The organism is Isoptericola luteus, assembly GCF_020297055.1.
Classification (GTDB): domain Bacteria; phylum Actinomycetota; class Actinomycetes; order Actinomycetales; family Cellulomonadaceae; genus Isoptericola; species Isoptericola luteus.
In genome coordinates this window covers 147,962-174,024 of record NZ_JAIXCQ010000004.1, presented here as the reverse complement: position 1 = coordinate 174,024, position 26,063 = coordinate 147,962, and the positions used below count along the sequence as shown (strand labels likewise).

Sequence of the window (26,063 nt, the reverse complement as noted above, 5' to 3'; positions counted from 1 at the left end):
ACGGCGGGTGGCCCTCGTCGCGTCCGCGGGCCCTCGTCGCGGCGGGCGGCCTACCGCGCCGGCGCCTCCGAGAGCAGGGCGGCGTGCTCCGTGCGTGCCAGGACCGCGCGGATGGTGTCACGGCTGCGCGTGAGGCAGGCGATCCGGTCCTCGAGGCCGGAGAGCTCGGCGGCGAGCAGCTCGGCGACCGTGCGCGGGCAGTGGGGGGCCTCGGCGGCCGCCTGCTCCTCCATGTCGAGGATCACCTTGAGGAGTCGCGTCGGGATGCCGGAACGCACCATGCTCGCGACCCGGGCGACGCGCTCCACGTCGGCGTCGGTGTACGTGCGATAGCCGTTCGGCGCGCGTCCCGCGCGCAGGAGCCCCTGCTGCTCGTAGTACCGCACGAGGCGCGGTGCCACGCCCGTGCGCCGGGCGAGCTCGCCGATCCTCAGGCCGGTCGTGCCGGTCGGCGTCGTCCGCGCCCGGGGCGGGTCCGTCGTGCCCGTCATGCGACCCTCCTTGACATTGACATCAATGTCAAACTTTAGCGTCGGTCCCATGACGACACCAGTGCTCACCAGGTCCCTTCCCGGCGTGCTCCCGTGGCCCTCGTTGCTCGTGCTCGGCTCGGGCACGTTCACCATGGTCACGGCCGAGATGCTGCCCACCGCCGTGCTCGGCCCGATGAGCGCAGGCCTCGGCGTCCCCGAGTCGAGCACCGGCCTGCTCGTGTCCCTCTGGGCCGCGGTGGTGGTCGTCGCGAGCTTCCCGCTGGTCCGGCTGTTCGCCGGGCGGGACCGGCGCACGGTGATCGCGGCCGCGATGGTCGTCGTCGCCGGCTCTGCCGCGGCGACCGCCCTCGCCGGCTCCTACCCCGCGGCGGTCGGCGCCCGGCTGGTCGGTGCCGCCGCGGTGGGGCTGCTGTGGGCCACCGCGAACGCGCACGTCGCCGACCTGGTCCCCGACCGCCTGCTCGGCCGGGCCGTGGCGGTGGTGCTCGGCGGGGCGACGCTGGGCATGGTCGGCGGGACGCCCCTGGCGCACCTGGTCGCGGAGCTGGTCGGCTGGCGAGCCGCGTTCGCCGGGCTCGCGGTGCTCGCGCTCGTCGTCGCGGTGCTCGCGCGAGCGGTCGTGGTGCGGGCCGAGCCCGCCGCCGCGCCGGCGCGTGACCAGGAAGCGTCCGGCGCGCCGCGGGGGCCGGGGCCGATGATCGCGGTGACCGTGATCGTCGGGGTGCTCCTGGTGGGCCACTACGGCGCGTTCACCTACATCACGCGGCTCGTCGACACCGCCTCTGCTGCCGTGCCCGGGGGAGTCAGCGCGCTGCTCCTGGGGTTCGGTCTCGCCTCCGCCGCCGGCGTCGCGCTGGCGGGCCGGTTCGGCGCACGGACCGGCCCGGCGCTCGTGGTCAGCGCCGCAGGGACGGCGCTCGCTCTGCTGGCGCTCGTCGTCGTGGACGCCCACGCGGTCGTGACCGCGGCTGTCGTCGCCGGGTGGGGCCTCGCCTCGGGCGCCCTGCCGCCGCTGGCCCAGACGCTGATCCTGCGCCTCGGCGGACCCGGGCGGCGCGCGACGGCGGGCGCGCTGATCCCCGTGGTCTTCAACGGAGGGATCGCCGCCGGGGCGGCGCTCGCCTCCCTCGCCGTGGAGCGCGCCGGGGTGGCAGCCCTGCCGGTCCCGGCCGCTGCCCTCGTCGCCGTGACGGCGGTGGCGCTGCTGGCGGTGCGGAGGTCGGCGGACGAACTGGGAGGATGAACCCATGTCCAGCGCTCCTCGCTCCGTCACCCTGCTCGGCTCCACCGGCTCCATCGGCACCCAGGCCATCGACGTCGTCGCCGCCCACCCCGGCCGGTTCCGGGTCACGGCGCTGAGCGCGGGCGGCGGCGACGTGGGCCTGCTCGCCGCGCAGGCCGCCGCGCTCGGGGTCGCGTCTGTGGGGATCGCCGACGCCGGGCGGGCGTCCGCGCTGCGGGAGGCGCTCGCGGAGCGTCTCGGTGCCCGGGCCGACGACGTCGAGGTGCTCGCCGGCCCGGACGCCGCGACGGAGCTCGCCGGGCGCGGGGACGACGTCGTCCTGAACGGCGTCACGGGCTCCGTCGGCCTGCGGCCGACGCTCGCCGCGCTGGCCGGGGGCTCGACGCTCGCGCTGGCCAACAAGGAGTCGCTCGTGGTGGGCGGCTCGCTCGTCAAGGCGGCGGCCTCCCCGGGCCAGATCGTTCCGGTGGACTCCGAGCACTCGGCGATCGCGCAGTCGCTGCGGGGCGGCGCGCGCGACGAGGTGCGGCGACTGGTGCTCACCGCCTCGGGCGGGCCGTTCCGCGGCCGTGGCCGCGACGAGATCAAGACCGTCACGGCCGAGCAGGCGCTGGCGCACCCGACCTGGTCCATGGGTCCCGTGGTCACCGTCAACTCGGCCTCGCTGATGAACAAGGGCCTCGAGCTCATCGAGGCGCACCTGCTCTTCGACGTGCCGGTGGACGACATCACCGTCGTGGTGCACCCGCAGTCGGTGGTGCACTCCATGGTCGAGTTCCACGATGGGTCGACGATCGCCCAGGCGTCCCCGCCGGACATGCGGCTGCCCATCGCGCTCGGGCTGTCCTGGCCGGAGCGGCTCGACGTCGTCGCGCCGCCCTGCGACTGGACGCAGGCGGCGTCGTGGACGTTCGAGCCCCTCGACGAGGCGACGTTCCCCGCCGTCGGGCTGGCGCGCTCCGCCGCGGCCGCCTCCGCGACCCACCCCGCCGTCTACAACGCGGCGAACGAGCAGGGCGTCGCCGCGTTCCTCGCCGGCCGGATCGGGTTCCTCGACATCGTCGAGACGGTCGAGCGCGTGCTCGGCGAGCACGCCGGCGTCGCGGCGTCCGCGGTGACGCTGGAGGCCGTCGAGGGGGCCGAGACGTGGGCCCGTGCACGCGCCGACGAGATCCTCGCCCGCTCCTGACCGGACCTGCACACGCCCGCGGCTCCTGGCGTGCCGAGGGGCCCGCGCGGTGACCTAGGCTCGTTCCGTGGACGTTCTCTCCTGGGTGGTCGGCATCGCCGTGGTGCTCGTCGGCATCGTCGTCTCGATCGGGCTGCACGAGCTGGGGCACATGGTGCCCGCCAAGAAGTTCGGCGTGCGCGTCAGCGAGTACATGGTGGGCTTCGGGCCCACGCTGTTCTCGCGCCGCAAGGGCGAGACGGAGTACGGGCTCAAGGCCGTCCCGCTCGGCGGGTACGTGCGGCTCGTCGGCATGATGCCGCCCGCGCCGGACGGCACGCCGCCGGCGCGCGGGTTCTTCGGGCAGGTGATCGCCGACGCGCGTGACGCGTCGACCAGCGAGATCCGCCCCGGTGAGGAGCACCGGGCGTTCTACCGGCTGTCGACGCCGAAGAAGCTCGTGGTCATGCTCGGCGGCCCGGTGATGAACCTGGTCATCGCCGTCGTGCTGATGTTCGTCGTGCTGGTGGGCATCGGCCTGCCCGCGATCACGACGACCGTCGGCGAGGTGAGCGCGTGCACCCCGACGTCGACGACGGCGTCCGGCGAGCCCGTGTGCGCCGCCGACGCGGCCCCGTCGCCTGCGGCCGCCGCCGGGCTCGAGCCGGGGGACGAGGTCGTGCGGTGGGACGGCACCGCGGTCACGTCGTGGGACCAGCTCTCGGGCTTGATCGCGGACACCCCGGGCGAGCAGGTGCCCGTCGTCGTCCTGCGGGACGGGCAGGAGACGGCGCTGACCGTGACCACCGCCGAGCGCGAGGCCGCCGTCGCCGACGCGCAGGGGAACCCGGAGGTGGGCGCCGACGGCGAGCCCGTCGTGCGGACCGTCGGCTTCCTCGGCATGGTCCCCACCCAGGAGTACGAGCCCCTGCCCGCGACGAGCGTGCCCACTCAGACCTGGGCGATGGTCTCCGGCACGGCGGCGATCATCGTGACGCTGCCCGTCAAGGTCGCCGACACGATGACGCAGGCCTTCACCGCCGAGGAGCGCTCGGCCGACGGCGTGCTGAGCATCGTCGGCGTCGGCCGCCTCGCCGTCGACGCCGTCGCGGCCGACGCGCCGGTGGTGGCGACGCTCCAGTTCCTGCTGACCCTGCTCGCGTCGCTCAACGTGGCGCTCTTCGTGTTCAACCTCATCCCGCTGCTGCCGCTCGACGGCGGTCACGTGGTTAACGCGCTGTACGAGGGCGCGCGGCGCACGGTCGCGCGCGTGGCCGGCCGGCCCCGGCCGGGACCCGCCGACGTCGCGAAGATGATGCCCGTGGCGTACGTGATGTTCGTCGTGCTGCTCGGCACCGGTGTGCTGCTCATGCTCGCGGACGTGATCGATCCTGTGCAGCTCATGTGAACACCGTGGTGATCGTGGCCCGCGGCCGGCCCCCGTGTGGGAACCATCGGCCCGGACGCGCGATACTGGCACGGTGACCGCACTGAACCTCGGGATGCCCACACCGCCCGCCCCCACCCTGGCCCCGCGACGCAAGACGCGCCAGATCCAGGTGGGCAAGGTCGCGGTCGGCGGCGACGCGCCCATCAGCATCCAGTCGATGACGACCACCCCGACCACGGACATCAACGCCACGCTGCAGCAGATCGCCGAGCTCACGGCGTCCGGCTGCGACATCGTCCGGGTCGCGGTGCCGACGATCGACGACGCGGACGCGCTGCCCGCCATCGCGACGAAGTCGCAGATCCCCGTCATCGCGGACATCCACTTCCAGCCCAAGTACGTGTTCGCCGCGATCGACGCCGGCTGCGCCGCCGTCCGCGTGAACCCGGGCAACATCCGCAAGTTCGACGACCAGGTCAAGGAGATCGCCAAGGCGGCCTCGGACGCCGGCGTGTCCCTGCGGATCGGCGTCAACGCCGGGTCGCTCGACAAGCGCCTGCTGGAGAAGTACGGCAAGCCCACCGCGGAGGCCCTCGTCGAGTCCGCCGTGTGGGAGGCGTCCCTGTTCGAGGAGCACGGCTTCCACGACTTCAAGATCTCCGTCAAGCACAACGACCCTGTCGTCATGGTGCGCGCCTACGAGCTGCTGTCCCAGCGGGGCGACTGGCCGCTGCACCTGGGCGTGACCGAGGCGGGCCCCGCCTTCCAGGGCACCATCAAGTCCGCGACGGCGTTCGGCGCGCTGCTGAGCCAGGGCATCGGCGACACCATCCGCGTGTCGCTGTCGGCGCCCCCGGTCGAGGAGGTCAAGGTCGGCACGCAGATCCTGCAGGCCCTCAACCTGCGCCCGCGCAAGCTCGAGATCGTCTCCTGCCCGTCGTGCGGCCGCGCCCAGGTGGACGTGTACACCCTCGCGGAGAAGGTCACCGCCGGCCTGGAGGGCATGACCGTGCCCCTGCGGGTCGCCGTCATGGGCTGTGTCGTCAACGGCCCGGGCGAGGCGCGCGAGGCGGACCTCGGCGTCGCGTCGGGCAACGGCAAGGGCCAGATCTTCGTCAAGGGCGAGGTCATCAAGACGGTGCCGGAGTCGATGATCGTCGAGACCCTGATCGAGGAGGCCATGCGGATCGCCGAGTCGATGCCGGCGCCGGAGAACGACGCTCAGGCCGGCGCCCCCGTGGTGTCGGTCGGATAAGGGAGCCCGTCAGGGGCGGCGCTGCGCCCACGACGGGGAGGGAGGCGCGATGAGCAGCTGGCGGTCGGCCGTCCGCCCACGGGCGCGGACCGGGGACCTGCCCCGGCGTGGGGCGCCCCGTGCCCGCGTGCTCACCTCCGACGACGTGGCCGAGGCGCAGCGCCTCTGCGCGCTCGACCCCGTCGGCTCCGCGCTGGCCGCCGCCCGCCTCGACGTCGCCGCCGCCGCAGGGTTCGGCGCCGCCGGCGGTCAGGCCTGGGGCTTTCCCGAGGAGGGCCCGCTGGCCGCGATCTGCTGGTCGGGGGCGAACCTGGTGCCCGTCGTCCCGCCGACGCTGACGGGCGCCGACGCCGAGGACGCGGTCGCCGCGTTCGCCCGGCTGGCGCGCGTGCAGGGCCGCCGGTCGTCGTCGATCGTGGGGGACCAGGCGTGGGCTCTGGCGCTGTGGGACGAGCTCTCCCGCACGTGGCCGGCGGCGCGCGAGGTGCGGGCCAGCCAGCCGTCGCTGGCGATCGACCGGGCGCCCGACGTCGACCCCGACCCGGCCGTGCGACGCGCCGGGATCGGCGAGATCGACGTGATGCTGCCCGCCTGCGTGCGGATGTTCGCCGAGGAGGTGGGGTACGCCCCGGTGGCGACCCCCGGCAGCGCCTATGCGCTGCGCGTGCGCTCGCTGGTGGCCGAGGGCCGGTCGTTCGTGCGGATCGACCCGGGGCCCGGCGGAGCGCCGGTGGTGGCGTTCAAGGCGGAGCTGGGCGCCGTCGCCGGAGGCGTCGCCCAGGTGCAGGGCGTCTGGGTCGACCCGACGCTCCGTGGCCGGGGGCTCGCCGCGCCGGGCATGGCCGCCCTCGTCGTGGCGACCCGGCGCGACGTCGCGCCCGTGGTGTCGCTGTACGTGAACTCCTTCAACGCCCCTGCGCTCGCGACGTACCGCCGTGTGGGCTTCGAGCAGGTCGGGACGTTCGCCACCGTCCTGTTCTGATCCGCTGGTCTGATCCGCTGGTCTGATCCGCTGGTCTGATCCGCTGGTCCGATCCGCTGGGCCGGCTCTCGGCCCGATCGGCACCCGGGCGCCCCGCGCGGCCGGCTCCGCTTTTCCGAACCGTCCGGATCGTGAGATGGTGCGCAGCGTGATGACGCGAACGACGACTCGTGCGACGGGGGAGACCACGTGAAGGCGCTGTTCAAGCCGGGTCCGGGTCCGGGCCTGGAGCTCGTCGACCGGCCCGAGCCGGAGGCCGGCATCGGGGACGTGAAGATCCGGGTGCTGCGCACCGGCATCTGCGGCACCGACCTGCACATCGAGCGGTGGGACGACTGGGCCGCCTCCGCGGTCACGGCGCCCCTGGTCCCGGGCCACGAGTTCGTCGGCGAGGTCGTCGAGGTGGGCGACCTGGTGCACGACGTGGCGGTCGGCGACATCGTCTCCGGCGAGGGCCACGTCGTGTGCGGCACCTGCCGCAACTGCCGCGCCGGGCGCCGTCAGATGTGCATCCGCACGCAGGGGCTCGGCGTGCAGCGCGACGGGGCGTTCGCGCAGTTCGTGGTGCTGCCCGCGACGAACGTCTGGGTGCACCACGCCCAGATCGACCTCGACGTCGCGGCGATCTTCGACCCCCTCGGCAACGCCGTGCACACGGCCCTGGCGTTCCCCGTCATCGGCGAGGACGTCCTGGTGTCGGGCTGCGGCCCGATCGGGCTGATGGCGATCGCCGTCGCCCGGCACGCGGGCGCGCACCTGGTGGTGGGCACCGACGTGAGCCCGGCCCGCCTGGAGATGGCGACCGCCATGGGTGCGGACGCCGCCGTGGACGTGAGGGCCACCCGGGTGAGCGAGGTGCAGCGCGAGCTGGGCCTGCGGGAGGGCTTCGACGTCGGCTTCGAGATGTCCGGGGCGCCGAGCGCGCTGCCGGAGATGATCGCCAACATGAACCACGGCGGCCGCATCGCGATGCTGGGACTGCCGGCCGGGCCGATCGCCGTCGACTGGGGCACGGTGGTGACCCACATGCTCACGCTCAAGGGCATCTACGGACGCGAGATGTTCGAGACCTGGCAGGCCATGGACGCGATGCTGCGCACGAGCGCCACCCTGCGCTCGGCCATCGCGTCGGTGGTGACCGACCGGCTCCCGGCGAGCCGCTGGGCCGACGGCTTCGAGGCCGCCGCCTCGGCGGACGGTGGCAAGGTGGTCCTCGACTGGACCTGCTGGTCGGACGACCCGACCACCGAGAACGAGGAGGCGCGCTGATGTACGGGACGCTGCGGGAGCACCTGGCGGGCGAGCTGCGCGGGATCGAGGAGGCGGGCCTCACCAAGCACGAGCGTGGCATCGGCGGCCCGCAGGGAGCGCTGATCCGCGCCGACGGTGCCGAGCTGCTCAACTTCTGCGCCAACAACTACCTCGGCCTGGCCGACGACCCGCGCATCCTCGCCGCCGCGCGCGACGCGCTCGACACGTGGGGCTACGGCCTGGCGAGCGTGCGCTTCATCTGCGGCACCCAGGACCAGCACCGCGCGCTGGAGCGACGGCTGGCCGACTTCCTCGCCACGGACGACGCGATCCTGTTCTCCTCCTGCTACGACGCGAACGGGGGGGTCTTCGAGACGCTGTTCGGGGCGCAGGACGCGATCGTCTCCGACGAGCTGAACCATGCCTCGCTCATCGACGGCATCCGCCTGTCGAAGGCGTCGCGGTTCCGCTACCGCAACCGGGACATGGCCGACCTCGAGGCTCAGCTCGTCGCCGCGCGCGACGGCGGGGCGCGCCACGTCGTGATCGTCACCGACGGTGTGTTCTCCATGGATGGCTACCTCGCGCCCCTGCGGGAGATCTGCGACCTCGCCGACCGCTACTCCGCGCTGGTGCTCGTGGACGACTCGCACGCGGTGGGGTTCATGGGGGAGCGCGGGCGGGGCACGCCCGAGCTGTGCGGCGTCGCCGACCGGGTGGACATCCTCACCGGCACGTTCGGCAAGGCCCTCGGTGGGGCGTCGGGCGGTTACGTCGCGGCGCACTCGGAGATCGTCGACCTGCTGCGTCAGCGGGCCCGTCCGTACCTGTTCTCGAACACGCTCGCCCCGATGATCGTGGCCGGCACCCTCACCGCGCTCGACCTGGTGGAGCGCTCGGGCGACCTGCGCGAGCGGCTCACCGCGAACGCCGCTCTCTTCCGGTCCCTGATGACGGAGGCGGGCTTCGGCCTGCTCCCCGGCGAGCACCCGATCGTGCCCGTGATGTTCGGGGACGCCGTGGTGGCGGCGCGCGTCGCCGAGGCGATGGGGGAGCACGGCGTGTACGTCACCGCGTTCAGCTTCCCCGTCGTGCCGCGGGGCCAGGCCCGCATCCGCGTGCAGCTGTCCGCGGCGCACACGCCCGAGCAGGTGCGCGCGTGCGTGGACGCGTTCGTCGCGTCGCGGGCGGCGGTGGCCGGGGCCTGAGGCGCGCGGCTGGGTCGGCTACTTGAGCAGGCGGGACAGCCTGCGGTCGGCGAGCACCTGTCCGCCCGTCTGGCAGGTGGCGCAGTACTGCAACGACCGGTCGGCGAAGCTCACCTCCCGCACGACGTCGCCGCACACCGGGCACTCCTGCCCGGTGCGGCCGTGCACCCGCATGCCGGAGCGCTTGGCGTCCTTGAGCTCGGCCGCCGGCTTGCCCGTGGACGCCGCCACGGCGTCGCGCAACGTGGTCACCGTGGCCTCGTGCAGGGCGGCGACGTCGTCGGGCCCGTAGGTACGCGTGAGCCGGAACGGGGAGGTGCGCGCCACGTGCAGGATCTCGTCGGAGTAGGCGTTGCCGATCCCGGCGACGGCGTGCTGGTCGCGCAGCAGGCCCTTGACCTGCTGGTTGCGGGCACCGAGCAGGGCCGCGAGCGCGTCGGGCGTGAACGCCTCGGTGAGCGGGTCGACGCCCAGGGTGCGGATCTGCTCGACGTCGCGCGCCTCGCGCACCACGTGGACCGCGAGGCGCTTGCGGGTGCCCGCCTCGGTGAGGTCGAAGCCCGAGCCGTCGTCGAGGCGGACCCGCAGGGCGAGGGCCGCGATCCGGCCGCCGGCGCTGCCGCCGAGGCGCGGGCGCACGGGCGTCGTCGGCGCCTTCTCGGACCAGCGCACCCAGCCGCCCCGGGAGAGGTGGGCCACCAGGTGGATCGCGCCGTCGTCGCCGTCACCGGGCCCCGGGCCGTCACCCTCACCATCACCGGTGTCGCCGGGCAGGGTGCGCACGTCCAACCACTTGCCGTGCCTGGTGACGGTCTCGACGCGGCGCCCCACGAGCGCCGTCACCGGCGGGTCGAACGTCTTGAGCGCGGCGATCTGCGCGACGTCGGCGGCGACCACGGTCCGGCCTGCGGCACGGTCGTCGAGGAACTGGGCGAGGGCCTCGACCTCGGGGAGCTCGGGCATGACGCCATCGTGCCGTGGAAGCGGCGGCAGGGCACGCCCGGGCGCACCGTTAGGCTGGCCCACATGTCGATCGTGTCCGCCCGCCAGGGCGACCTGCTGCGCCTGTCCACGCTCTTCGTCCGCACGCTCCGCGAGGACCCGGCCGACGCCGAGGTCGCGAGCCACCGCCTGCTGGTGCGTGCCGGGTACATCCGCCGCGCCGCCCCCGGGATCTACACCTGGCTGCCGCTCGGCCTGCGGGTGCTCGCCAAGGTCGAGGCGATCGTGCGCGAGGAGATGGACGCGATCGGCGCGCAAGAGGTGCACTTCCCGGCGCTGCTGCCGCGGGAGCCGTACGAGGCCACCGGGCGGTGGACGGAGTACGGGCCGAACCTGTTCCGGCTGCAGGACCGCAAGCAGGCCGACTACCTCCTGGCGCCCACGCACGAGGAGATGTTCACCCTGCTGGTCAAGGACCTGTACTCCTCCTACAAGGACCTGCCGCTGTCGCTCTACCAGATCCAGACCAAGTACCGCGACGAGGCGCGTCCGCGTGCCGGGCTCATCCGCGGCCGCGAGTTCATCATGAAGGACTCGTACTCGTTCGACGTCGACGACGCCGGTCTGGACGCGAGCTACGCCAAGCACCGCGCCGCGTACCAGCGGATCTTCGACCGTCTCGGCTTCGAGTACGTCATCGTCTCCGCGCACGCGGGGGCGATGGGCGGGTCGCGCTCCGAGGAGTTCCTCGCGAAGTCCGAGATCGGCGAGGACACGTACGTGGAGTGCCTCGCCTGCGGGTACGCGGCGAACGTCGAGGCGGCACGCACCCCCGTCCCCGAGGCGGTCCCGTTCGACGACGCCCCCGCGGCCCACGTGGAGGACACGCCCGGCACGCCCACCATCGACTCGCTCGTGGACGTCCTCAACGAGCGCTTCGGCCGCGCCGACCGTCCGTGGCAGGCCGCCGACACGCTGAAGAACGTGCTCTTCCGGCTGACCTTCCCGGACGGCAGCACCGAGGGGATCGCCATCGGCGTGCCCGGCGACCGGGAGGTCGACGTCAAGCGCATGGAGGCGGCGTTCTACCCGGCCGAGTTCGCGCCGTTCGGCGAGGAGGACTTCGCCGCGCACCCGACGCTGGCCAAGGGCTACATCGGCCCCGGCGCGCTGGGGGAGGAGAGCGCCTCGAAGGTCCGCTACCTCATCGACCCGCGCGTCGTCGACGGGACCTCCTGGGTCACCGGCGCGGACGAGGCCGGCAAGCACGTCATCGGCCTGGTCGCGGGCCGGGACTTCACCGCCGACGGCACGATCGAGGTCGCCGAGGTGCGGCCCGGCGACCCGTGCCCGAACGGCGACGGGGTCCTCACCACCGCGCGCGGCATCGAGATGGGCCACGTGTTCCAGCTCGGCCGCAAGTTCGCCGAGGCGCTCGACCTCAAGGTCCTCGACGTGAACGGCAAGGCCGTCACGGTCACCATGGGGTCCTACGGTGTGGGCGTCACGCGAGCCGTCGCCGCCGTCGCGGAGGGCAACCACGACGCGAAGGGCCTGGCGTGGCCCGCGCACGTCGCCCCGGCGCACGTGCACCTGGTCGCCACCGGCAAGGGCACCGAGGTCTTCGAGGCCGCCGAGAAGGTCGCGGCCGGGCTCGTCGCCGAGGGCGTCGAGGTGATCTACGACGACCGGCCCAAGGTCTCGCCGGGGGTCAAGTTCGCCGACGCGGAGCTGCTCGGCGTGCCGCTGGTGGTCGTCGTGGGCCGCGGGCTCGCCGACGGCATGGTGGAGGTGCGACCCAGGGCCGGGGAGCCGGAGCAGCTCCCGGTCGGGGGCGTCGTGGCCCACGTGGTGCAGCGGGTCGAGGACCTGCTGGCCTGACGTCAGGCGCCGTCGGCGTCCTGCTCCGGGAGACCGGGGAAGGGCGCCGGCTCCGCTCCCCAGTCGTCGAGGGCGAGCGCGCCGTCGACGAGCAGGTCGACGAGGACGGTCCGGGTGCCGGGCGCGGTCGTGGCGACGAGGGTCGCGTAGTCCACCGTCAGGTCGTCCTCGAGCATGAGGACCAGCGACTTGTCGTCCTGCTCCGCCACCCGCGGCACCTGGTACGCGGCGCGGCGGGGGTCCTGGTCCGTGCCGGCCGTCCCGGCCACGGCGGCCCAGCCGTCGGCGCGGTCGGCGTGGGAGGCGACCCGCTCCAGCAGCCGGTCACGCCGCCTGCCGTCGGCGATCGCCGCGCGCAGGCGCATCGCGTACCCGGTCGCGTCCTCCGACTCCACCAGGGTGCTCAGGTCGCGGGCGGTGAGTCCCTCGGGCACCGCGGGCGAGGCCTCGCCGTCCGACGCCGAGGTCTGCTCGGCAGAGGGCGCGTCGGACGGCTCCGCGTCGTCGTCCGGCGCGCCGCGGTCGGCCGCCGGGATCTCGACGTCGGGCGTCGCGGGCCCGGTCGTGTCCGCCAGGTCGGCGAGCCGCGTCGCGGACACCGTCTGCGCCGCTCCCACCGAGGCCAGGAGCCGGGCCAGCGGGCCGTCGGCCGTCGAGCCCGCCGCGGTGCGGCTGCGGGCAGCGGCGTCGACGAGCGCCGAGACGACGTCGGGCACGTCGCCCGACCCGTCCTCCGCGCCACCCGCCGCCGACCCCTCGGGGCTCACCGACGGGTCGTCCGAGCCGAGGCCGGAGTCGTACTCCCCGCCGAGCCCGGCCGCCTGGGTGCGGGAGTCGGCGGCGATGCGCGTCAGCTCGGAGACGAGCCGTTCGCGCCGGGCCGGGACGTTCTCCAGCGCGGCGTCGGCACGCTCGGCGACGAGCAGCGCGTCCGAGACGGCGGTGCGGCGCACGATCTCCAGGGCGTCGGGCACCGGCTCCGCGGCGGGCGGCGTCTCGAGGCGGACCCCGCAGCCGGCCACGAGACCTCCCACGAGCACCGCGGCCGCGAGCACGGACAGTCGCCGCCGGGCGTCGGGCCGGTCGGCGGGGGCGGGGGAGCGGGGCGGTTCCATCGACGCCGATGATGCCACGCATCGGCCCCGCGGGTGTGACGTTCGCCCCGGTACGTGGCGACGAGGCCCGGATCGTCCGACTTCGGTTCGTGCGTCCCGGCCGGTTGGTTAGGCTGGTCGCTGCACACACAACGACACACCGGCCGCGGGACGTCCCGGCGCGGGGAGCACACGGCAGTTCAGCAGGACGTGACCCACGGGAGGCAGCGATGGCAGCGCAGCACGGTCGTTCGACGACGGACGCGGTGCGCGGCGTCGTCGAACCGGCGGTCACCGGCGCCGGGCTCTTCCTCGAGGACGTGGCCGTCTCCCGGGCGGGCAGCCGCTCCGTCGTGCGCGTGACCGTGGACCTCCCCGAGGACCAGGTCGGCAGCCTCGACTCCGACACGCTGGGGGACGTCTCCCGCGCCGTGTCCGCGGCGCTCGACGCCGACGACGTCGTCTCGGGCGCCTACGTCCTGGAGGTCTCGACGCCCGGGACCACGCGCCCGTTGACCGACCTGCGCCACTTCCGACGTGCCCGTAGCCGTGTCGTGAGCCTCCGCCTGCACGACGGCGGCACCGTCTCGGGCCGTCTCGTCGACGTCGTCGAGGAGACCGAGCCGGGCGCCGAGGGCGCGGAGCCGGTCCTGGTGCTGTCGGACGGGACGCGGGTCCGGCTCGCCGACGTGCGCAAGGGCAGGGTGGAGGTCGAGCTCAAGCGGCTCGACGAGGACGCCGTGCAGGACATCACGCAAGAGACCACGGGCTCCGCCCGTCACGAGGAGGGCTGACGATGGACATCGACATGACCGCGCTGCGGTTGCTGGAGCGCGAGCGGGACATCAGCCTCGACGTCCTGGTCGCCGCGATCGAGCAGGCGCTGGAGTCGGCCTACCACCGCACCCCCGACGCCTACTCGCACGCCCGGATCGACCTGGACCGCCGGTCCGGGCACGTCACGGTGTGGGCGCGCGAGGAGATCCGCACGCCCGACCCGGAGGACCCCGAGGCGCGGCCGACCGTGGAGCTCGGTCCCGAGTTCGACGACACGCCCGCCGACTTCGGCCGCATCGCGACCGCGACCGCCCGCCAGGTCATCGTCCAGCGCCTGCGCGACGCGGAGGACGACCAGGTGCTCGGCATGTTCCGGGGCAAGGAGGGCGAGGTCCTCGCGGGCGTCATCCAGCAGGGGCGCGACCCGCGCGTCGTGCTCGTCGACGTCGGCGGCACCGAGGCCGTCCTGCCGCCGCACGAGCAGGTGCCGACCGAGGAGTACGTGCACGGCGAGCGGCTGCGCGCCTTCGTCGTCGAGGTCTCCCGGGGCATGAAGGGCGCCCAGGTCACCCTGAGCCGCACCCACCCGGGCCTGGTCCGCAAGCTCTTCGAGCTCGAGGTGCCCGAGGTCGCCGACGGGTCGGTCGAGATCACGGCCATCGCCCGCGAGGCGGGCCACCGCTCGAAAGTGGCGGTGCGCTCCAAGGTCGCCGGCCTCAACGCCAAGGGCGCGTGCATCGGCCCGATGGGCTCGCGGGTGCGGGCCGTGATGGCCGAGCTGCACGGCGAGAAGATCGACATCGTCGACCACAGCGACGACCCCGCGCGGTTCGTGGCCAACGCCCTCTCGCCCGCCCGTGTGAGCTCCGTCACCGTCGTGGACGCCGAGGCCAAGGCCGCCCGCGCGGTCGTACCGGACTACCAGCTCTCCCTCGCCATCGGCAAGGAGGGGCAGAACGCCCGGCTTGCCGCGAAGCTCACCGGATGGCGGATCGACATCCGCTCGGACGAGGGTGCCCCGGCCGGAGCCGCCGCCCCGGCCGGCGACGCCGACGGCGTCGACGGCGCGTCCGAGGGCGGTCGGTAACGGCAGGTGGCTGGTCGCGCTAGACTGTCGGGGACCGGGCCACGCGCCCAGGATCTGACCTCCCCCCGTGCCATCCCGGAAGCGACCGGGCCGGTGCGTACGTGTGTCGGGTGCCGGAAGCGTGACCTGCGGTCCGCTCTCCTGCGGCTGGTGCTCGAGCAGTCGGGCGACGTCCCACGAGGTCAGCCTCGTGTCGTCGCCGACGTGCGCGGGTCGAAGCCGGGGCGTGGCGCCTGGATCCATCCGGTGTCCGCCTGCCTGGAGCTCGCCGACCGTCGTCGGGCCGTGCCGCGCGCTCTGCGCGTCACCGGCCCCGTCGACCTGGCGGGAGTCCGGGACCACCTGGAGCAGCAGGATCGCTGAGAGACCCTCCGGGTCCGGGCCGTCGTCCGACGGGCCGGACCGACCCGACCGGGCAGCTGCCCGGCCGCACCCACGCGAAGTCGACAAGGAAGCGGGTCAGAAGCCGATGGGCACCCGATGAGTCCCGAGCGATGAGTACTCAGTACTAACGACGGTCCTGCCTGTCTCGCAGGAGGGCCGAGACAGGAGAGATGTGGCGAAGATCCGCGTACACGAGCTGGCCAAGCAGCTCGGGGTGGAGAGCAAGGCCCTGCTGGCGGAGCTGAAGTCCGCCGGCGAGTTCGTCCGATCGGCGTCGTCGACGCTCGAGGCGCCGGTGGAGCGCATGATGCGCGACAAGTTCGCCAACGCCGCGCCCGCGCCGTCCGCGCCGAAGGCGGAGCAGAAGCCCGCCGCGCCCGCGAAGTCCGCGCCGAAGCCGGCGCCGAAGGCTGCGGCGCAGCCCGCCGCCGAGGCCCCGGCCGAGGCCCCCGCGCCGCGCGCCGAGGCCGCTCCGACCCCCGCCCTCCAGGCCGAGGCAGCACCGAAGCCGGCCACCGAGGCGCCCCGTGCGGGTGCCCCGACCCCCGGCCCGCGCCCCGCGGCCCCGAAGCCCGCCCCCGCCGCCCGTGAGCCCAAGGGCGACGGTCGTGGCGAGCGTGGCGAGGGCCGCGGTGGCCGCAACCCGCGTCCGGGCAACAACCCGTTCGCCTCGAGCCAGGGCATGCCGCGTCCGGGGCAGCGCCCCGGTGCGCCCCGCCCCGGCAACAACCCGTTCGCGCCCAGCCAGGGCATGCCGCGTCCGGGGCAGCGCCCCGAGCGCACGGACCGTGGCGAGCCGGCGGCGGAGCGCTCCGGCGGTCCCCGTCCCGGCGGCCCTCGTCCGGCAGGTCCCCGTCCCGCGGCGCCCCGCCCCGGCGGCGGCGCGCGTCCCAACCCCGGCATGATGCCGGGCCGCACCTCGATGCCTCGTCCCGGTGAGCGTCCTGCTCCCGGTGGTGCCGGTGGTCGCGGTGGCGGTCGCGGTGGCGGCCCCGGTGGCGGCCCCGGTGGTGGCGGCGGCTTCCGTCCCGGTGGCGGCTTCGCCGGCCGTCCGGGCGGCCGTGGCGGCGCCGGCCGTGGTGCCACGCAGGGTGCGTTCGGTCGCGCCGGCGGGCGTCCCGTCCGGGGGCGCAAGTCGAAGCGGGCGAAGCGCCAGGAGTTCGAGCAGATGCAGGCGCCGTCGCTCGGCGGCGTGCAGGTCCCGCGCGGCAACGGCTCGACCGTCGTCCGCCTGCGTCACGGCTCGTCGCTGAACGACTTCGCGGACAAGATCGACGCGAACCCCGCGTCGCTCGTGACCGTCCTGTTCCACCTCGGTGAGATGGCGACCGCCACGCAGTCCCTCGACGAGGACACGTTCGCGACGCTGGGCGCCGAGCTGGGCTACCAGATCGAGATGGTCTCGGCCGAGGAGGAGGACCGCGAGCTGCTCGGGGCCTTCGACATCGACCTGGACGCCGAGCTCGAGGCCGAGGGCGACGAGGAGCTGCTGCCGCGGCCCCCGGTCGTCACCGTCATGGGCCACGTCGACCACGGCAAGACGCGTCTGCTCGACGCGATCCGCCAGACCGACGTCGTCTCGGGCGAGGCCGGTGGCATCACCCAGCACATCGGTGCCTACCAGGTGCGTCACGTGCACGAGGACATCGACCGTCCCCTCACCTTCATCGACACCCCGGGTCACGAGGCGTTCACCGCCATGCGTGCCCGTGGTGCCCAGGTGACGGACATCGCGATCCTCGTGGTGGCCGCCGACGACGGCGTCATGCCGCAGACGGTCGAGGCGCTCAACCACGCCCAGGCCGCGAACGTGCCGATCGTGGTCGCGGTGAACAAGGTGGACAAGGAGGGGGCCAACCCCGACAAGATCCGCCAGCAGCTCACCGAGTACAACCTGGTGGCCGAGGAGTACGGCGGCGAGACCATGTTCGTCGACGTCTCCGCCAAGCAGAACCAGGGCATCGACCAGCTCCTCGAGGCCGTCCTGCTCACCGCGGACGCGGCGCTGGACCTGCGGGCGAACCCGAACAAGGACGCCCGTGGCGTGGCCATCGAGGCCAACCTCGACAAGGGCCGCGGCGCCGTCGCGACCGTCCTGGTCCAGTCGGGCACCCTGCACGTCGGCGACGCGATCGTCGCGGGCACGGCCCACGGCCGCGTGCGCGCCATGTTCGACGAGCACGGCAACGCCGTGACCGAGGCGGGCCCCGCTCGTCCGGTCCTCGTGCTCGGTCTCGCGTCGGTGCCGAGCGCCGGTGACACCTTCCTGGTGGCGCCGGACGAGCGCACGGCCCGTCAGATCGCCGAGAAGCGCGAGGCGGCCGAGCGTGCCGCCCTCCTGGCCAAGCGTCGTAAGCGCATCAGCCTCGAGGACTTCACGCAGGCCCTCCAGCAGGGCAAGGTCGAGACCCTCAACCTCGTCCTCAAGGGTGACGTGTCCGGTGCCGTCGAGGCGCTGGAGGACGCGCTGCTCAAGATCGACGTCGGCGAGGAGGTCGAGCTGCGCGTCATCCACCGTGGGGTGGGTGCCATCACGCAGAACGACGTCAACCTGGCCACGGTCGACAACGCCGTGATCATCGGCTTCAACGTCAAGTACGGCGAGCGCGTCGAGGAGATGGCGGACCGCGAGGGCGTCGAGGTCAAGTTCTACTCGGTCATCTACTCCGCGATCGAGGACGTCGAGGCCGCCCTCAAGGGCATGCTCAAGCCGGAGTACGAGGAGGCCCAGCTGGGCACCGCGGAGATCCGCCAGGTCTTCCGTTCCTCGAAGTTCGGCAACATCGCGGGCTCCATCATCCGGTCGGGCACGATCCGCCGGAACACGAAGGCCCGCGTGCTGCGCAACGGCAAGGTCATCGGGGACGACCTGACGATCGAGTCGCTGCGCCGCGAGAAGGACGACGTGACCGAGGTCCGCGAGGGCTTCGAGTGCGGTATCGGCCTGGGCTCGTTCAACGACGTCACCGAGGGTGACATCATCGAGACCTTCGAGATGCGCGAGAAGCCGCGCAGCTGACGGCTCACCCACGACGGCGCCCCGCTGCCCGCCCCTGAGCGGGCGGTGGGGCGCCGTCGTCGTCGAGGAAGGAAGAGGACATGGCCGACCGGCCCGAGAACCCCCGCGCGCGCAAGCTCGCGGACCGCATCAAGGAGATCGTCGCGCAGATGCTCGACACGCGGATCAAGGACCCGCGACTGGGCTTCGTCACCGTCACCGACGTGCGTGTGACGGGCGACCTGCAGAACGCTTCCGTGTTCTACACGGTGTACGGCACCGACGAGGAGCGGGCCGGGACCGCGGCGGCGCTGGCGAGCGCGAAGGGCGTCATCCGCTCGGAGGTGGGCAAACAGACCGGCATCCGTCTCACGCCCACGATCGAGTTCCACCTGGACTCGATGCCCGAGTCCGCCGCGCACCTGGACGCCGCCCTCATCGAGGCGCGGCGTCGTGACGAGGAGCTGGCGGCCCTGCGCGAGGGCAAGGGGTACGCCGGCGACGCCGACCCGTACAAGAAGCCGGGCGAGGACGCCGACGACGACCTCGAGCCCCTGTGATCACCTCGTGAGCGAGCTGTGAGCACCTCTGACCGCGAGCGGCCGCCGCGGCGCCCCACGGCGCCCGACGGCCTCCTCGTCGTCGACAAGCCCGCGGGCTGGACCAGCCACGACGTGGTCGGCCGCTGCCGGCGTCTGGCCGGGACGCGCAAGGTCGGGCACGCCGGCACCCTCGACCCGATGGCCACGGGCGTGCTCGTGGTCGGCGTGGGGCGGGCCACCAAGCTCCTGACCTACGTCGTGGGCGCCGACAAGGCCTACGACGCGACCCTGCGCCTCGGCGTCGCCACGACCACCGACGACGCCGAGGGCGAGGTGGTCTCCTCTCCGGGCGTCGGCGGCGGCGTGGACGCCGACGCGCTGGCGCGCGAGGTCGCGGCGCTCACCGGCGACATCTCCCAGGTGCCGACGACGGTGAGCGCGATCAAGGTGGACGGCAAGCGGGCGTACGCGCGGGCGCGGGCGGGCGAGGAGGTCACCCTCGCGGCCCGGCCGGTCAGGGTGAGCCGCTTCGACGTCCTGGGCTCGCGTCCGGCCGTCACCGACGCGGGCGTCCCCGTGCTCGACGTCGACGTCCACGTCGTGGTGTCGTCCGGAACGTACGTGCGGGCCCTGGCGCGCGACCTGGGTGGGGCGCTCGGGACGGGCGGGCACCTCACGGCGCTGCGCCGCACCCGGGTGGGCGGCTACGACCTGACCGCGGCCCGCACCCTCGAGGCGCTGGAGGCGCAGGCCGACGCCGACGGCGTGCTCGCCACCCTGCCGCTCGCCGACGCGGCCCGCGCGATCTTCCCCGTGCGGGACCTCACCGCCGACGAGGCGGGCGCTCTCGGCCACGGCCGGTGGGTGCCCGCCAGCGGAGAGCGGGGCACGGTCGCGGGGATCGGGCCGGACGGCGTGCTGGTCGCGCTGCTGGAGGACACCCGCAGGCGGGGCGAGGCGCTGGCCAAGCCCGTGCTCGTGCTCGCCCCGGCCCACTGAACGGCGACTATCCTTGACCGCTGGCGCTCCCGACGGGCGCCGCTCGACCGACGACCGACGAGACGGAGCGCGACGCGTGCAGGTGTTCACGGGCCTGGAGCAGGTCCCGGACGGCTTCGGGCCGTCGGTCGTGACGATCGGCAACTTCGACGGCGTCCATCGCGGGCACCAGGCCGTCCTGGAGCGGCTGGTGGGGATCGCGCGCGCGGGCGGCCGCGCCGCCGTCGGCCTGACGTTCGACCCGCACCCGGCCGTCGTGCACCGGCCGGACAGCGCGCCCGACCTGCTCACGGGCCTGACCGACCGGCTTGACCTGCTCGCGCGGACAGGGCTCGACGCCGTGCTGGTGGTGCCCTACACCCTCGAGCTGGCGGCGCTCACGCCCGAGGAGTTCGTCACCCGCTACCTGGTCGACGGGCTCGGCGCGCGGGCCGTCGTGGTGGGTCACGACGTGCGGTTCGGCAAGGGCAACGTCGGCACCCTGGACACCATGGTGGAGCTCGGCGGGCGGCACGGCTTCGAGGTCGTGGCCGTGGACGACGTGGGCGACTGCCTGCCCGCCGCCGACGGTGCCGGCCAGCGCTGGTCGTCGTCGGCCGCCCGGGCGCTCCTCGCCGAGGGGGACGTGGCCCAGGCCGCGGAGATCCTCGGTCGCCCGCACCGCGTGCGGGGCACCGTCGTGCACGGCGACGCCCGCGGCCGCGAGCTCGGGTTCCCGACGGCGAACCTCGGCGGCATCGAGGGGATGGTGCCGGCCGACGGCGTCTACGCGGGGCGGCTGCGCCGGCCGCGGCTCGCGGCGACGGACCCCGGCCACCCGGACACGGACCTGCCCGCGGCCATCTCCATCGGCACCAACCCCACCTTCGACGGGGTCGAGCGCCGGGTCGAGGCGTACGTGCTCGACCGCACCGACCTCGACCTCTACGACGAGCCGGTCGTCCTCGAGCTCACCGCCCGGCTGCGCCCGACGCTGCGCTTCGACGGGATCGAGCCGCTGGTGGCGCAGATGCACGACGACGTCGCGCGCGCCCGCGAGATCCTGCGCTGAGTGGTCGGCGGCTGAGTGGTCGGCGGGCTGAGTCGTCGGCAGAGGCCGCGACGCCGCCGAGCGGGTGAAACCGCCGAACGGCGCGTCACACGGATGCGCCCGAGCCCTCCGTCCTGGTGAGGCCAGGTGAAGCCTGGCGCGAGATCGTTCGATCTCGTTCGCGACGGGGCCCGCTCCCTCCCCTGCCTTGTCCCGGAGCGTGCCGGTAGCCGCACCGCCTGCCCGGGCCGTCCCACGACGACGTCGTCGGGACCGGCCCGGGCGGCACCGCCAGCGCGCCCGGCCGGAGGCGGGGCGTGGATGCGCTCTTCAGAGAGGCAGAGCCATGACGGCTCAGGACACCGTCCAGAACGCAGCGCCGCAGCCCGGTCCGGACCTCAACCAGACACCCGTGGGTCGCACGGTCCGCAGCACCCGGCACGGCGGCGCCGTCGCCCCGCGCCCGCGCCCCGGACCTGACGCCGACCCCCGCTCGTCGCGACGCCCCCTGCTGCACGACACGGAGCTCGCGGTGCTGCGCGACCTCGTCGCCGACCGGTTCGACGCGACGACGTCGTTCGACTATCTCTTCCGTGACCTGCGGGGGCGCTTCCCCGCGGCGCACCTGCCCGCCGACGACGCGGACACCGTCGCGAAGGTCGTCGCCGCGCTGGGCAAGCTCGGCGCGGCGATGATCGAGCCCGCCGGCCCGCCAGACCCCGCGCACGACTCGACGGTCCCGGCGATCTACACGTACTGGGGCCAGTTCATCGACCACGACATCACCCTGCACACCAACGGCGAGGACAAGCCGCCGGAGGCGGGGGAGCCCGTCCGCCCCGGCGACCTCGTGCTCGGCGACATCACGACCGAGCCGTTCGACGTCTTCGACCCTGAGACGGTGGTCCGCAGCCTGCACAACGGGCGCCACCCGTTCCTCAACCTGGACAGCGTCTACGGCAGCGGCCCCCGCTTCCCCGGGGAGCCGGGGCACGGGACCACCCGGAGCGAGGCCGCGTACGCCGTCGCCGACCCGGCGAAGCTCTCCGTGGGGCGGATCTCGACCACGGCGTTCGGCGGGTTCGACCTGGTGGCGCCGGGCGACGACGCCCAGCGGGACCTGCCGCGGTTCTCGAGCGAGGAGGTCGCGGCGATGACGGTGCCTGCCGAGGACCGGCCGGCACCGGGCTCGCCCAAGATCCCGGACGGCCGCAACGACGAGAACCTCGTCCTCGCGCAGCTCCACCTGGGCGTGGTCCGGTTCCACAACGCCGTGGTGGACTGGGTGCGCCGGGTCGAGCCCTGGCTCACGGTGGACCACCGGGCCGTCTTCGAGCGCGCGCAGGAGCTGGTGAGGCACCACTACCAGTGGCTCGTCGTGCACGACTACCTGCGCACCCTGACCAAGCCCGGCGTGCTGGACGAGGTCCTGCACGAGCCGACGCTGCTGTTCCGGCCGCGACGGCCGGTGGCGATGCCGCTAGAGTTCGCGGTCGCGGCGTTCCGGTTCGGGCACTCGATGGTCCGCAACGGCTATGACTACAACGTCAACTTCGGCGCGGGCAACCCCTTCTCGAACGACCCGACGTCCAAGAACGCGTTCGCGAGCCTGGACCAGCTGTTCGCCTTCACCGGCGGGGGCGGGCTCGTGCCGATCGGTTTCCCGCCGGGGGAGGTGCTGCCGTCGAACTGGCCGATCGACTGGAGCCGGTTCGTCGACAAGGGCGACCCCGACCGCGCCCGCGGCGCCGCGAAGATCGACCCGTTCCTGGCGAACGGCCTCTCGGACATCCTCACCGAGGGCTGGAAGCGGGACTGGCGGCTCGCGGACGACGGCGTTACCGTCGTCGACGGGGACGGTGCCCCGGTGCCCGTCCAGTCCATCCCGCGGGCGCCGGACGAGAGCCCGATCACCGCCCGGATGAGCGGGATCCTCAAGCAGCTTGCGCAGCGCAACCTGCTGCGCGGCTACTGGCTCTCGCTGCCCACGGGCGAGGAGGTCGCGCGGGCCCTTCACGTCACGCCGTTGACGAGCGAGCAGCTCACGCGGGGCGCGAGCGAGGAGGTGGCCCAGGCGCTGGACGAGCTCGGCGGCACGCCGCTGTGGTACTACGTGCTCAAGGAGGCGGAGGTCCAGGGGAACGGCAACTTCCTCGGCGACGTCGGCAGCCACATCCTGTGCGAGACGTTCGTGTACCTGCTGCGCCAGGACGAGACGTCGTGCGAGCGCCAGGACTGGGACCCGTCGCGCGGCGTGCGGCTCGACGACGGGAAGATGATCACCACGATCTCGGACCTGCTGCGGTTCGCGGGCGTCATGGCTCTCGACGACGGGACGTTCCGACAGGTTCCCGACGGTGCCGGGGTGCGCCGTGCGGGCCACGATGGGGACTGACGCCCCGTCCTTCGTGCCGGCCGTGTGCCGTGCACCACTCGCACCGCCCGCCGGGGACCCGGCGGGCGGTGCGCTGCTAGGATGGTGCTGCCGTTTGATCGGCCGCGGATCCAGAGCGCCTCGGTGAAGAAGTCCCGGGGCACCGCGCAACGACACCGAAGGAGAGCCATATGCCGCTCGACGCTGCCACCAAGCAGTCCATCATCACCGAGTACGCGACCCACGAGGGCGACACCGGCTCGCCGGAGGTGCAGATCGCGCTCCTGACGCAGCGCATCAACGACCTGAACGAGCACCTCAAGGAGCACAAGCACGACCACCACTCGCGTCGTGGTCTGCTGCTCCTCGTGGGCCAGCGCCGTCGCCTGCAGGGCTACCTGCAGAAGACCGACATCGAGCGCTACCGCAGCCTCATCGCGCGGCTCGGCCTGCGCCGCTGATCACGCCGACCAGCCCGGTCCCTCTCGCAGGGGCCGGGCTGGTCTGGTGTGATGTCGGTGTGACTTCCACGTGACGCCACCGTGGCGGGACCTGCCTGCCACGACACCACCGCGCCGCCGGGACTTTCGTCCGGTCCTCGGTAGTGGCCCCCCGAACCCGCCGCAGTTCGTCGCGAACGACGCAGGGCTCCGTGGGCCTCGATCGAAGACCGCCGGGAGACGGCCGCGCCTTCGAGATCAAGGAGGGCACCCATGGAGGGTCCCGAGATCCAGTTCGCCGAGGCCGTGATCGACAACGGTCGCTTCGGCACCCGCACCGTCCGTTTCGAGACGGGCCGCCTCGCCCGCCAGGCCGCCGGCTCCGTCGCCGCGTACCTGGACGGCGAGACGATGCTGCTGTCGGCCACGACGGCCGGCAAGCACCCCAAGGAGCAGTTCGACTTCTTCCCCCTGACGGTGGACGTCGAGGAGCGTATGTACGCCGCGGGCCGCATCCCCGGCTCGTTCTTCCGCCGCGAGGGCCGCCCCTCGACTGAGGCGATCCTCGCCTGCCGCCTCATCGACCGCCCGCTGCGCCCCCTGTTCGTCAAGGGCCTGCGCAACGAGGTCCAGGTCGTCATCTCCGTGATGGCGATCCACCCGGACGACGCGTACGACGTCCTGGCGATCAACGCCGCGTCGGCGTCGACGCAGATCTCCGGCCTGCCGTTCTCCGGCCCGGTCGCGGGTGTGCGCATCGCGCTCATCGACGGCCAGTGGGTCGCGTTCCCGAAGTACTCGGACCTCGAGCGCGCCGTCTTCAACATGGTCGTCGCCGGCCGTGTCGTCGGTGACGACGTCGCGATCGCGATGATCGAGGCCGAGGCCACCGACGACGCCTGGAAGCTCATCAAGGAGCAGGGCGTCTCCGCGCCGACCGAGGAGGTCGTCGCCGAGGGCATCGAGGCGTCGAAGCCGTTCCTCAAGGCGCTGTGCGACGCGCAGGCGTCGCTGGCCGCGCAGGCCTCCAAGGAGGTCCGGGAGTTCCCGGTCTTCCCGGAGTACGCCGACGACGCGTACGCCGCCGTCGAGTCCGCCGTGGCCGCGCCCCTGCGCGACGCCCTGGCGATCGCCGACAAGCAGGACCGCGAGAACCGCCTCGACGAGCTCAAGTCGCAGATGCTCGGCGAGCTGCAGGACGGCTTCGACGGTCGTGAGAAGGAGCTGTCGGCGGCGTACCGCTCGCTGCAGAAGCAGCTCGTGCGCCAGCGCGTGCTCACGGACGGCGTCCGCATCGACGGTCGTGGGCTCGCGGACATCCGCACCCTGTCGGCCGAGGTCGAGGTCCTCCCGCGCGTGCACGGCTCCGCGCTGTTCGAGCGCGGCGAGACGCAGATCCTCGGCGTCACGACGCTGAACATGCTGCGCATGGAGCAGCAGATCGACTCGCTCGGGCCGGTCACGCGCAAGCGCTACATGCACAACTACAACTTCCCGCCGTTTTCGACGGGCGAGACGGGCCGCGTCGGCAGCCCGAAGCGCCGCGAGATCGGGCACGGTGCCCTGGCCGAGCGCGCGCTCGTCCCGGTGCTGCCGAGCCGCGAGGAGTTCCCGTACGCGATCCGCCAGGTGTCCGAGGCCCTCGGCTCCAACGGTTCGACGTCGATGGGCTCGGTCTGCGCCTCGACGCTGTCACTGCTCAACGCCGGTGTGCCCCTGAAGGCCCCGGTCGCGGGCATCGCGATGGGCCTCGTCTCCGACACGGTCGAGGGCGAGACCCGCTACGCCGCGATGACCGACATCCTGGGCGCCGAGGACGCGTTCGGCGACATGGACTTCAAGGTCGCCGGTACGCGCGAGTTCGTCACGGCCATCCAGCTCGACACCAAGCTCGACGGCATCCCGGCTTCCGTGCTCGCGGCGGCCCTCGGCCAGGCCCGCGACGCGCGCCTGACGATCCTCGACGTCCTCGCCGAGGCCATCGACGTGCCGGACGAGATGTCCCCGAACGCCCCGCGCGTCATCGCGGTGAAGGTGCCGGTCGACAAGATCGGCGAGGTCATCGGGCCCAAGGGCAAGATGATCAACCAGATCCAGGAGGAGACGGGCGCGGACATCTCCATCGAGGACGACGGCACCGTGTACATCGGCGCCACCGACGGCCCGTCGGCCGAGGCCGCCCGCGCGGCGATCAACGCGATCGCCAACCCGCACGTCCCCGAGGTGGGCGAGCGGTTCGTCGGCACCGTCGTCAAGACGACGTCGTTCGGTGCGTTCATCTCGCTCTCCCCGGGCAAGGACGGTCTGCTGCACATCAGCCAGATCCGCAAGCTCGTGGGTGGCAAGCGCGTCGAGAACGTCGACGACGTGCTCTCCGTGGGCCAGAAGGTCCAGGTCGAGATCGGTGAGATCGACCCGCGCGGCAAGCTGTCGCTGGTCGCGGTCACCGAGGAGGACAAGGCGGGCGAGTCCGAGTCCGCCGCTCCCGAGGCCGCCTCGTCGGACCAGCCGGAGGCCTGACGCT

At 73.6% G+C, this 26,063-nt stretch carries 21 protein-coding genes; 18 read left to right on the top strand and 3 right to left on the bottom strand.

Annotation, left to right across the window (positions count from 1 at the left end; all coding sequences use genetic code 11):
* Positions 1-50: 50 nt before the first annotated feature.
* Entirely contained in the window at positions 51-491 is a 441-nt protein-coding gene (locus LEP48_RS07665; protein WP_225565001.1) for a MerR family transcriptional regulator, read from the bottom strand.
* A gap of 49 nt (positions 492-540) precedes the next feature.
* On the opposite strand from LEP48_RS07665, the gene LEP48_RS07660 reads away from it, so the two are divergent.
* The 7 genes from LEP48_RS07660 to LEP48_RS07630 all read left to right on the top strand — a co-directional run bounded on the left by LEP48_RS07660 (position 541) and on the right by LEP48_RS07630 (position 8,991).
* Positions 541-1,737, top strand: a complete 1,197-nt coding sequence (locus LEP48_RS07660; protein WP_225565000.1) for an MFS transporter — start codon at positions 541-543, stop codon at positions 1,735-1,737.
* A 4-nt stretch (positions 1,738-1,741) separates the two neighbouring features.
* Complete coding sequence (gene dxr / locus LEP48_RS07655; protein WP_225564999.1) at positions 1,742-2,926, top strand: 1-deoxy-D-xylulose-5-phosphate reductoisomerase; 1,185 nt, start codon at positions 1,742-1,744, stop codon at positions 2,924-2,926.
* A gap of 67 nt (positions 2,927-2,993) precedes the next feature.
* Complete coding sequence (locus tag LEP48_RS07650) at positions 2,994-4,313, top strand: M50 family metallopeptidase (protein ID WP_225564998.1); 1,320 nt, start codon at positions 2,994-2,996, stop codon at positions 4,311-4,313.
* 94 nt (positions 4,314-4,407) lie between these two features.
* The gene (gene ispG, locus LEP48_RS07645) at positions 4,408-5,550 is read left to right on the top strand and encodes a flavodoxin-dependent (E)-4-hydroxy-3-methylbut-2-enyl-diphosphate synthase (protein WP_225565183.1); all 1,143 of its coding nucleotides are present in this window, start codon (positions 4,408-4,410) and stop codon (positions 5,548-5,550) included.
* A 49-nt stretch (positions 5,551-5,599) separates the two neighbouring features.
* The gene (locus tag LEP48_RS07640) at positions 5,600-6,532 is read left to right on the top strand and encodes a GNAT family N-acetyltransferase (RefSeq protein ID WP_225564997.1); all 933 of its coding nucleotides are present in this window, start codon (positions 5,600-5,602) and stop codon (positions 6,530-6,532) included.
* A 189-nt stretch (positions 6,533-6,721) separates the two neighbouring features.
* Positions 6,722-7,801 carry an L-threonine 3-dehydrogenase gene (gene tdh / locus LEP48_RS07635; protein ID WP_225564996.1) on the top strand — a complete coding sequence of 360 codons (1,080 nt, stop codon included), beginning with the start codon at positions 6,722-6,724 and terminating at the stop codon, positions 7,799-7,801.
* Positions 7,801-8,991: a glycine C-acetyltransferase gene (locus LEP48_RS07630; RefSeq protein WP_225564995.1), complete on the top strand. Its 1,191-nt coding sequence runs from the start codon at positions 7,801-7,803 to the stop codon at positions 8,989-8,991. The genes tdh and LEP48_RS07630 overlap by 1 nt, the downstream gene beginning before the upstream one ends.
* An 18-nt stretch (positions 8,992-9,009) precedes the next feature.
* Here the strand turns inward: LEP48_RS07630 and LEP48_RS07625 are convergent, their stop codons facing one another.
* Complete coding sequence (locus tag LEP48_RS07625) at positions 9,010-9,954, bottom strand: Fpg/Nei family DNA glycosylase (RefSeq protein ID WP_225564994.1); 945 nt, start codon at positions 9,952-9,954, stop codon at positions 9,010-9,012.
* 63 nt (positions 9,955-10,017) lie between these two features.
* On the opposite strand from LEP48_RS07625, the gene LEP48_RS07620 reads away from it, so the two are divergent.
* On the top strand, positions 10,018-11,814 hold the full coding sequence (locus LEP48_RS07620; RefSeq protein ID WP_225564993.1) for a proline--tRNA ligase: 1,797 nt from the start codon (positions 10,018-10,020) through the stop codon (positions 11,812-11,814).
* Positions 11,815-11,816: 2 nt separating this feature from the next.
* Here the strand turns inward: LEP48_RS07620 and LEP48_RS07615 are convergent, their stop codons facing one another.
* Positions 11,817-12,929, bottom strand: a complete 1,113-nt coding sequence (locus tag LEP48_RS07615) for a DUF4439 domain-containing protein (RefSeq protein ID WP_225564992.1) — start codon at positions 12,927-12,929, stop codon at positions 11,817-11,819.
* A gap of 209 nt (positions 12,930-13,138) precedes the next feature.
* On the opposite strand from LEP48_RS07615, the gene LEP48_RS07610 reads away from it, so the two are divergent.
* The 10 genes from LEP48_RS07610 (at position 13,139) to LEP48_RS07565 (ending at position 26,059) form a co-directional block, all read left to right on the top strand.
* Positions 13,139-13,702, top strand: coding sequence for a ribosome maturation factor RimP (locus tag LEP48_RS07610; protein WP_225564991.1), 564 nt, complete (start codon positions 13,139-13,141; stop codon positions 13,700-13,702).
* 2 nt (positions 13,703-13,704) lie between these two features.
* Positions 13,705-14,772, top strand: a complete 1,068-nt coding sequence (gene nusA / locus LEP48_RS07605; RefSeq protein WP_225564990.1) for a transcription termination factor NusA — start codon at positions 13,705-13,707, stop codon at positions 14,770-14,772.
* A gap of 150 nt (positions 14,773-14,922) precedes the next feature.
* The gene (locus tag LEP48_RS18925; protein WP_422723810.1) at positions 14,923-15,135 is read left to right on the top strand and encodes a YlxR family protein; all 213 of its coding nucleotides are present in this window, start codon (positions 14,923-14,925) and stop codon (positions 15,133-15,135) included.
* A 193-nt stretch (positions 15,136-15,328) separates the two neighbouring features.
* Positions 15,329-18,175 carry a translation initiation factor IF-2 gene (gene infB, locus LEP48_RS07595; protein WP_225564988.1) on the top strand — a complete coding sequence of 949 codons (2,847 nt, stop codon included), beginning with the start codon at positions 15,329-15,331 and terminating at the stop codon, positions 18,173-18,175.
* An 80-nt stretch (positions 18,176-18,255) separates the two neighbouring features.
* Positions 18,256-18,714 carry a 30S ribosome-binding factor RbfA gene (gene rbfA, locus LEP48_RS07590; RefSeq protein ID WP_225564987.1) on the top strand — a complete coding sequence of 153 codons (459 nt, stop codon included), beginning with the start codon at positions 18,256-18,258 and terminating at the stop codon, positions 18,712-18,714.
* An 18-nt stretch (positions 18,715-18,732) separates the two neighbouring features.
* Entirely contained in the window at positions 18,733-19,695 is a 963-nt protein-coding gene (gene truB, locus LEP48_RS07585; protein ID WP_225564986.1) for a tRNA pseudouridine(55) synthase TruB, read from the top strand.
* 76 nt (positions 19,696-19,771) lie between these two features.
* The gene (locus LEP48_RS07580) at positions 19,772-20,746 is read left to right on the top strand and encodes a bifunctional riboflavin kinase/FAD synthetase (protein WP_225564985.1); all 975 of its coding nucleotides are present in this window, start codon (positions 19,772-19,774) and stop codon (positions 20,744-20,746) included.
* Between the two features lie 325 nt (positions 20,747-21,071).
* Positions 21,072-23,120, top strand: coding sequence for a peroxidase family protein (locus tag LEP48_RS07575; protein WP_225564984.1), 2,049 nt, complete (start codon positions 21,072-21,074; stop codon positions 23,118-23,120).
* Positions 23,121-23,290: 170 nt separating this feature from the next.
* Positions 23,291-23,560 carry a 30S ribosomal protein S15 gene (rpsO, locus tag LEP48_RS07570; protein ID WP_225564983.1) on the top strand — a complete coding sequence of 90 codons (270 nt, stop codon included), beginning with the start codon at positions 23,291-23,293 and terminating at the stop codon, positions 23,558-23,560.
* A 252-nt stretch (positions 23,561-23,812) separates the two neighbouring features.
* Positions 23,813-26,059, top strand: a complete 2,247-nt coding sequence (locus LEP48_RS07565; protein ID WP_225564982.1) for a polyribonucleotide nucleotidyltransferase — start codon at positions 23,813-23,815, stop codon at positions 26,057-26,059.
* Positions 26,060-26,063 lie beyond the last annotated feature (4 nt).

Bases quoted from the DNA above. Each gene is read 5' to 3' on its own strand.
- rbfA (WP_225564987.1), top strand. From the start codon at position 18,256: ATGGCCGACCGGCCCGAGAACCCCCGCGCGCGCAAGCTCGCGGACCGC.
- LEP48_RS07615 (WP_225564992.1), bottom strand. From the start codon at position 12,929: ATGGAACCGCCCCGCTCCCCCGCCCCCGCCGACCGGCCCGACGCCCGG.
- nusA (WP_225564990.1), top strand. From the start codon at position 13,705: ATGGACATCGACATGACCGCGCTGCGGTTGCTGGAGCGCGAGCGGGAC.
- LEP48_RS07660 (WP_225565000.1), top strand. From the start codon at position 541: ATGACGACACCAGTGCTCACCAGGTCCCTTCCCGGCGTGCTCCCGTGG.
- LEP48_RS07665 (WP_225565001.1), bottom strand. From the start codon at position 491: ATGACGGGCACGACGGACCCGCCCCGGGCGCGGACGACGCCGACCGGC.
- LEP48_RS07575 (WP_225564984.1), top strand. From the start codon at position 21,072: ATGACGGCTCAGGACACCGTCCAGAACGCAGCGCCGCAGCCCGGTCCG.
- LEP48_RS07625 (WP_225564994.1), bottom strand. From the start codon at position 9,954: ATGCCCGAGCTCCCCGAGGTCGAGGCCCTCGCCCAGTTCCTCGACGAC.
- ispG (WP_225565183.1), top strand. From the start codon at position 4,408: ATGCCCACACCGCCCGCCCCCACCCTGGCCCCGCGACGCAAGACGCGC.
- dxr (WP_225564999.1), top strand. From the start codon at position 1,742: ATGTCCAGCGCTCCTCGCTCCGTCACCCTGCTCGGCTCCACCGGCTCC.
- LEP48_RS07610 (WP_225564991.1), top strand. From the start codon at position 13,139: ATGGCAGCGCAGCACGGTCGTTCGACGACGGACGCGGTGCGCGGCGTC.
- LEP48_RS07620 (WP_225564993.1), top strand. From the start codon at position 10,018: ATGTCGATCGTGTCCGCCCGCCAGGGCGACCTGCTGCGCCTGTCCACG.
- rpsO (WP_225564983.1), top strand. From the start codon at position 23,291: ATGCCGCTCGACGCTGCCACCAAGCAGTCCATCATCACCGAGTACGCG.
- LEP48_RS07565 (WP_225564982.1), top strand. From the start codon at position 23,813: ATGGAGGGTCCCGAGATCCAGTTCGCCGAGGCCGTGATCGACAACGGT.
- LEP48_RS07640 (WP_225564997.1), top strand. From the start codon at position 5,600: ATGAGCAGCTGGCGGTCGGCCGTCCGCCCACGGGCGCGGACCGGGGAC.
- LEP48_RS07630 (WP_225564995.1), top strand. From the start codon at position 7,801: ATGTACGGGACGCTGCGGGAGCACCTGGCGGGCGAGCTGCGCGGGATC.